Origin of the sequence: Rhodoplanes elegans (genome assembly GCF_016653355.1) — a bacterium.
Lineage (GTDB): Bacteria > Pseudomonadota > Alphaproteobacteria > Rhizobiales > Xanthobacteraceae > Rhodoplanes > Rhodoplanes elegans.
The window spans coordinates 1-4,838 of the sequence record NZ_NHSK01000320.1 but is presented as its reverse complement, the minus strand read 5'-3'; the positions used below and the strand labels follow the sequence as shown (position 1 = coordinate 4,838).

Sequence of the window (4,838 nt, the reverse complement as noted above, 5' to 3'; positions counted from 1 at the left end):
CGTCGAGTTCCGCGAGGTCGCCGAGGAGGCGCGACGCTTCCTCTCGCTGCCTCGCCCGGAACCGCCGGCTGCGCCGCGACCGTCAGCTCCGCGGGGCTCGCCCGAAGCGGCGCGCCGGCTCTGGGCCATGGCCGAGCCGCTCGCCGGCACCTTGGCCGAGACCTACCTTCACGTCCGCGGGATCACGACCGTCCATCATGCGGGCGCGTTGCGATTCCATACGCGGTGCTGGTATCGCGCGGACGAGCACGCGCCTACCGAGACCTGGCCGGCGATGATCGCCGCCGTCACCGACCTGTCGGGCGCGATCACCGGCGCGCACCGCACTTGGCTTGCCCCGGACGGCTTGGGCAAGGCACCGATCGACACGCCGCGACGAGCCATGGGCGGCCTGCTCGGCCATGCCGTCCGGTTCGGTGCGGCGGCCGAGGTCGTCGCGGCCGGCGAAGGCATCGAGACGATGCTGTCGCTGCGGTGTGCGCTGCCCGCCATGCCCATGGCGGCAGCACTGTCAGCCAGCCATCTCGCCGCTCTCGAGTTCCCTGCGGCGCTCCGACGGCTCTACGTCGCCCGCGACGCCGACGCCGCGGGCGAGATGGCGCTCACCGCGCTAACCGACCGCGCGCGTGCCGCTGGCGTCGAGGCGCTGGTCCTCGCGCCGCAGCTCGGAGACTTCAACGAGGATCTGCAGACGTTCGGTTCCGGCGCCGTTCGCACAGCGGTGCAGATCCAGCTCGCCCCGCAGGACGCGGCGCGCTTCATGGGTCGGAGGACGGTCAGGACAAGGTGACCGAAGTCGGCACCCGTCCCCCCGGTTTACAAGGCTTTCAGGAAGGTCATGAGATCCTTGTCCTCTTTCCATGAGCGAGCGGACCTTGGCTGCCCGACTTCGCAGAGCGCGACGGCGTTGGCCTTCAGGGTAAGGTCGATCTCGGCATAGATGTTGGTGGTGCTGATCGAGACGTGTCCGAGCCAGGCCCGGATCGTGTTGATGTCCACGCCGGCGAGCACCAGGTGGCAGGCCGTGGTGTGCCGGATCACATGCGGGGTTATCGTACGACCGGCCAGTTCCGGAACTCTGGCTGCACAACGCTCGATCAGGCGATAGATCCCGAAGCGGGTGAACGGCGTCCCGAGCCGGCTGATGAACACGGCGTCTTCGCCCGCGCGACGGGTGATCTCGTCCACCAGGACGCGCTCGGTTTCCGGCCACAGCGGGCACTGGCGCGTCCTGGCCCCCTTGCCGTGCAAGATGACGAGATTGTGCCCGCCGTTCCGGGACCCGATCTGCAGATCGCGCACCCGCAGCTGGGTAGCTTCGGAGACTCTTGCGCCGGTGTTGTAGAGGAAGAGCAGAAGCGCGTACTCGCTCCGGCCGCGCCGGGTCTTGCGGTCGGGCGCCGCCAGCATCGACTCCATCTCCGCTCTGGTCAGCCATCCGACCGGCGGCGGCATGGACCTCTTCGACGCGATGGCCCGGATGTGACCGCACCATTCGACATGGGCCGGGTCCCGGCTACCGACGAAGCGCGCGAACGCCCGGATGGTGGCCAGTCTCTGATTGCGGGTCCGGGCGGAGCAACCTCGATCCGCCTCGAGATGGGTGAGGAACTGCAGCACATGTCCGGACGTGAGGTCCGATACGACCAGCCGGTCCACGGGCTTGCGCAGCTTCCGGCTGACGAAGGGCAGCAACAGGCTGAAGGTGTCGCGGTAGCTCGTGCGGGTGTTCCGGGCGAGATTGCGTTCGGTGACGATGTGCTCGCACAGGAATCGGCGGAGCCACGGGCCGAGGGCTGCGAGGTCAGGCATGCCGACCTCCAGCCGCATAGCGGGCGAACCGCAGCGACGCCTGTTCCAGCAACTCCGGCGTCATCGACAGATAAACCTTCGTGCCCTCCAGATCGGCGTGACCGAGGTAGGTGGAGAGCACCGGCAGCAGCCGTTGCACATCGGCGCCCTGCCGATACCAGCTCGTCAGGCGATGGACGGCGAAGCTGTGCCGAAGGTCATGCAGGCGCGGGATCGTCCGGCCGCCTGTTGCGCGGTGAACCCCGGCGATGCGTCTGAGCTTGTCGAACGCAGCCTGCACGGTGCTGCTGGCAAGACGCGTCCCGTTCTGGTTCGCCAAGAGCAACGCGTTCTGGCCGTTCACAAGGCCGGCTTGACGGCGCTGCAACACGTGACGGTCGAGCAACGCTGCGAGCCGAGGTCCGATCGGGACCAGGCGGCTCTTGTAGAACTTGGTGGCTCGGATGGTCAGAACGGCGTTCGCCAGATCGACGTCGGCCATGGTGAGGCGGGTCGCCTCCCCGAAGCGTAACCCCGCCCCGTACAGGAGGAGAAGCAGAGTGCGGAACGTCACCGCGTTCAGCTGGACCGCGCCGCGCCGGCTTGCCTCCACGGTCGCGGGATCGAAGAGCCGCTTCAGCTCGTCGCGCGAGTAGATGTAGGGTGGCGCCCGAACGGGCGATCTCGGCGCGTCGACCGGCATGGGCGAGCGGGCCGCATGGCCGCGGCTGATCGCATGACGCCAGAAGCCGGCAAGCGCATAGTACTTGTTCTCACTGTGACGCGTCGGCGGGCCGTCACCCGCGAGGTAGGCCAGGACCTGCCCCGTGGTGACCGCGTCGCAGGCGGCGTCGCCATCGGCGTGATCAAGGAAGCGGCGCAGCAGGCTCGCCCCGGTCGTGAACTTCGCGCCGTGAGCTTGTCGCCAGAGCACATAGCGTTCGATCGCCTCGCGCAGGGTCATGCCAAGTCCTCCAGGTCGAGAGCCGCCACCTCGCGAAGCGCGGCGAGGTCGACCTTGGCGTAGATCGTGGTGGAAGACAGATCGCGGTGGCCGAGGAAGTCCCCGATCACCTTCATCGGCGTGCCCTGATCGAGGAGGTGCTGGGCCGCGGCATGCCGAAGGGCGTGAGCTCCGCGTCGGCCGGTGACGACGCCGATTGCCGCCAGCCGGTCACGAACCATCTTGCCCAGTGCTTTTCGATCGAGCGGGCGGATCGGTGCGTGCGTCGTGAAGAAGAGAGTGCGCCCGAAGCCGGACGGCCGCGCTTCCCTGATGTAGTGCAGGATGGCGTGGCCCACTCCCTGCGACAACGGCCATAGATGGGTCCGGCCCGGCTTCGGGCAGCGGACCCGAAGCATGGCGTTCTCCCAGTCCAGATCGTCCAACCGCAGCCCGCCGACCTCTCCGGTCCGAAGCCCGTACCCGATGAACAGCATCAGGATGGCCCGGTCGCGCTTGTCGACTGGGCGGTCGCCCTCGACCGACGCGAGCAGGCGCACGACATCCTCGCGCCGCAAGCCCTTCGGCACGGTCTCGTCAGCCATGAAGCGGGGCGCCACGATGCCTGCGGCGAGGCCCGCTCGGCACCAGCCGCGCGTCTCGGCGAACAAGAAGAACGCCCTCAACCGCTGCGCATAATCGTGTCTCGTCCGGCGACCCCAGGCGCCTCGCCCGTGCTCCGCCGCTACGGCATCGTCGATGTCGGTCATGCCTACGGCGCTCAACTGCACGCCCTTGGTGGCCAACTGAACGAAGAAGTGGTCGGCAGCCGCGCGATAGCTCTGCACGGTCGCATCGGACAGACCGCGCTCCTCGCGCAACCACCGTTCGAAGGCCTGGACCTCGGCGTCATGCGGATGGCGGCCGTCATCACGTTCGTCGAGCCAGCCCAGGAAGGCGAGCCATCGAACACCGTGATCGACGAAGCGGTCGCGCGTCTTGAGCGACGCGGTCCATTCGCACCGGCGGCCTCTCGGCTGCGCCCACACCACCGCAGCAGCCTCGATTTGCGACCGGCTCACCCGGTCGCCATTTTCAAGGTCCAGAAGGCGCACCAAGCTCAGCTGATCGTTGGCGCACTTGCGCAAGGTCGATCGTCTCGCACCAGTCGTCTCGAGATGAACAAGGTATCGTTCTCGTTGCTCCACGAGCGGTGCTGCGCGATACCTCTCGGCAGTGTGGGCGAAGAAGATGTCGTCGAACATTCTGGCCTCCATGTTGTTGGAGGCGCGAGCTTCCGACGAAGCGAGGCGGCGGAAGCTATGCTGATCGCATGCGACGCCTATCGTCTGCCGCGAGCTGGGTGCACAGTCCGTTCCGCAGCATCTCGGCGCCGAGCCGGCGCAGGTCCTCGTTGAAGTCGTCGAGCGCGGGCACGAGCGTCAGCGCCTCGACGCCGGCGGCTCGCGCACGGTCGGTGAGCGCGGTGGCCGCCATCTCGCCCGCGGCGTCGGCGTCGCGGGCGACGTAGAGCCGTCGTAAACCGGCGGGCAATTCGAGTGCAGCAAGATGGTTGGCCGAGAGCGCGGCCGCCGCCGGCATCGAGGGCACGATCTGCCGAAGCGAGAGGATCGTTTCCAGCCCTTCTCCTGCCATCATGACGTCGACCGCGCGACCGAACCGAACGGCGTTGCCAAGCAGCAGGCCCATGGCGCGGCGGGGCGTCGAGACCGGCGCTTTGCAGGCCGACGCGGGATCGAGCCATGTGCGGTGCGCACCGGTGATCGTGCCATCGAGCGCCGTGACCGCCGCGATCAGCGCGGGCCAGGCATCACGAGTCCGGTCGCGAGAGTCGTCATCGTCGCCGCGATACCAGCAGCGCGGATGGAAGCGGAGGGCCTCACTGCCTCTCAGATCCTTGATCCCGCGGACGTGAAGGTAGGTCTCGGCCAAGGTGCCGGCGAGCGGCTCGGCCATGGCCCAGAGCCGGCGCGCCGCTTCTGGCGAGCCCCGCGGAGCTGACGGTCTCGGCGCCGTCGGCGGTTCCGGGCGAGGCAGCGAGAGAAAGCGTCGCGCCTCCTCGGCGACCTCGCGGAACTCGACC

Annotated in this window: 5 protein-coding genes; 1 reads left to right on the top strand and 4 read right to left on the bottom strand. The window is 68.3% G+C overall.

What is annotated here, in order from left to right; translation table 11 throughout:
* Nucleotides 1-790 (top strand): DUF7146 domain-containing protein (locus CCR97_RS31325; RefSeq protein ID WP_201160235.1); only part of this gene is annotated, 790 nt, incomplete at its 5' end.
* 26 nt (nt 791-816) lie between these two features.
* Here the strand turns inward: CCR97_RS31325 and CCR97_RS31320 are convergent.
* The 4 genes from CCR97_RS31320 to CCR97_RS31305 form a co-directional block, all read right to left on the bottom strand.
* Nucleotides 817-1,812, bottom strand: a complete 996-nt coding sequence (locus CCR97_RS31320; RefSeq protein ID WP_111359742.1) for a tyrosine-type recombinase/integrase — start codon at nt 1,810-1,812, stop codon at nt 817-819.
* Nucleotides 1,805-2,755, bottom strand: coding sequence for a tyrosine-type recombinase/integrase (locus tag CCR97_RS31315; RefSeq protein ID WP_111359740.1), 951 nt, complete (start codon nt 2,753-2,755; stop codon nt 1,805-1,807). The genes CCR97_RS31320 and CCR97_RS31315 overlap by 8 nt, the downstream gene beginning before the upstream one ends.
* Nucleotides 2,752-3,999, bottom strand: a complete 1,248-nt coding sequence (locus CCR97_RS31310) for a tyrosine-type recombinase/integrase (protein ID WP_111359739.1) — start codon at nt 3,997-3,999, stop codon at nt 2,752-2,754. Before CCR97_RS31310 ends, CCR97_RS31315 begins: the two co-directional genes overlap by 4 nt.
* Nucleotides 4,000-4,054: 55 nt before the next feature.
* The coding region (locus CCR97_RS31305) for a DUF7146 domain-containing protein (protein WP_201160234.1) at nt 4,055-4,838 on the bottom strand (784 nt) is incomplete at its 5' end.

What these genes read in the sequence shown, in the direction of transcription:
- CCR97_RS31320 (WP_111359742.1), bottom strand. Translation starts at nt 1,812, where the DNA reads ATGCCTGACCTCGCAGCCCTCGGCCCGTGGCTCCGCCGATTCCTGTGC.
- CCR97_RS31315 (WP_111359740.1), bottom strand. Translation starts at nt 2,755, where the DNA reads ATGACCCTGCGCGAGGCGATCGAACGCTATGTGCTCTGGCGACAAGCT.
- CCR97_RS31310 (WP_111359739.1), bottom strand. Translation starts at nt 3,999, where the DNA reads ATGTTCGACGACATCTTCTTCGCCCACACTGCCGAGAGGTATCGCGCA.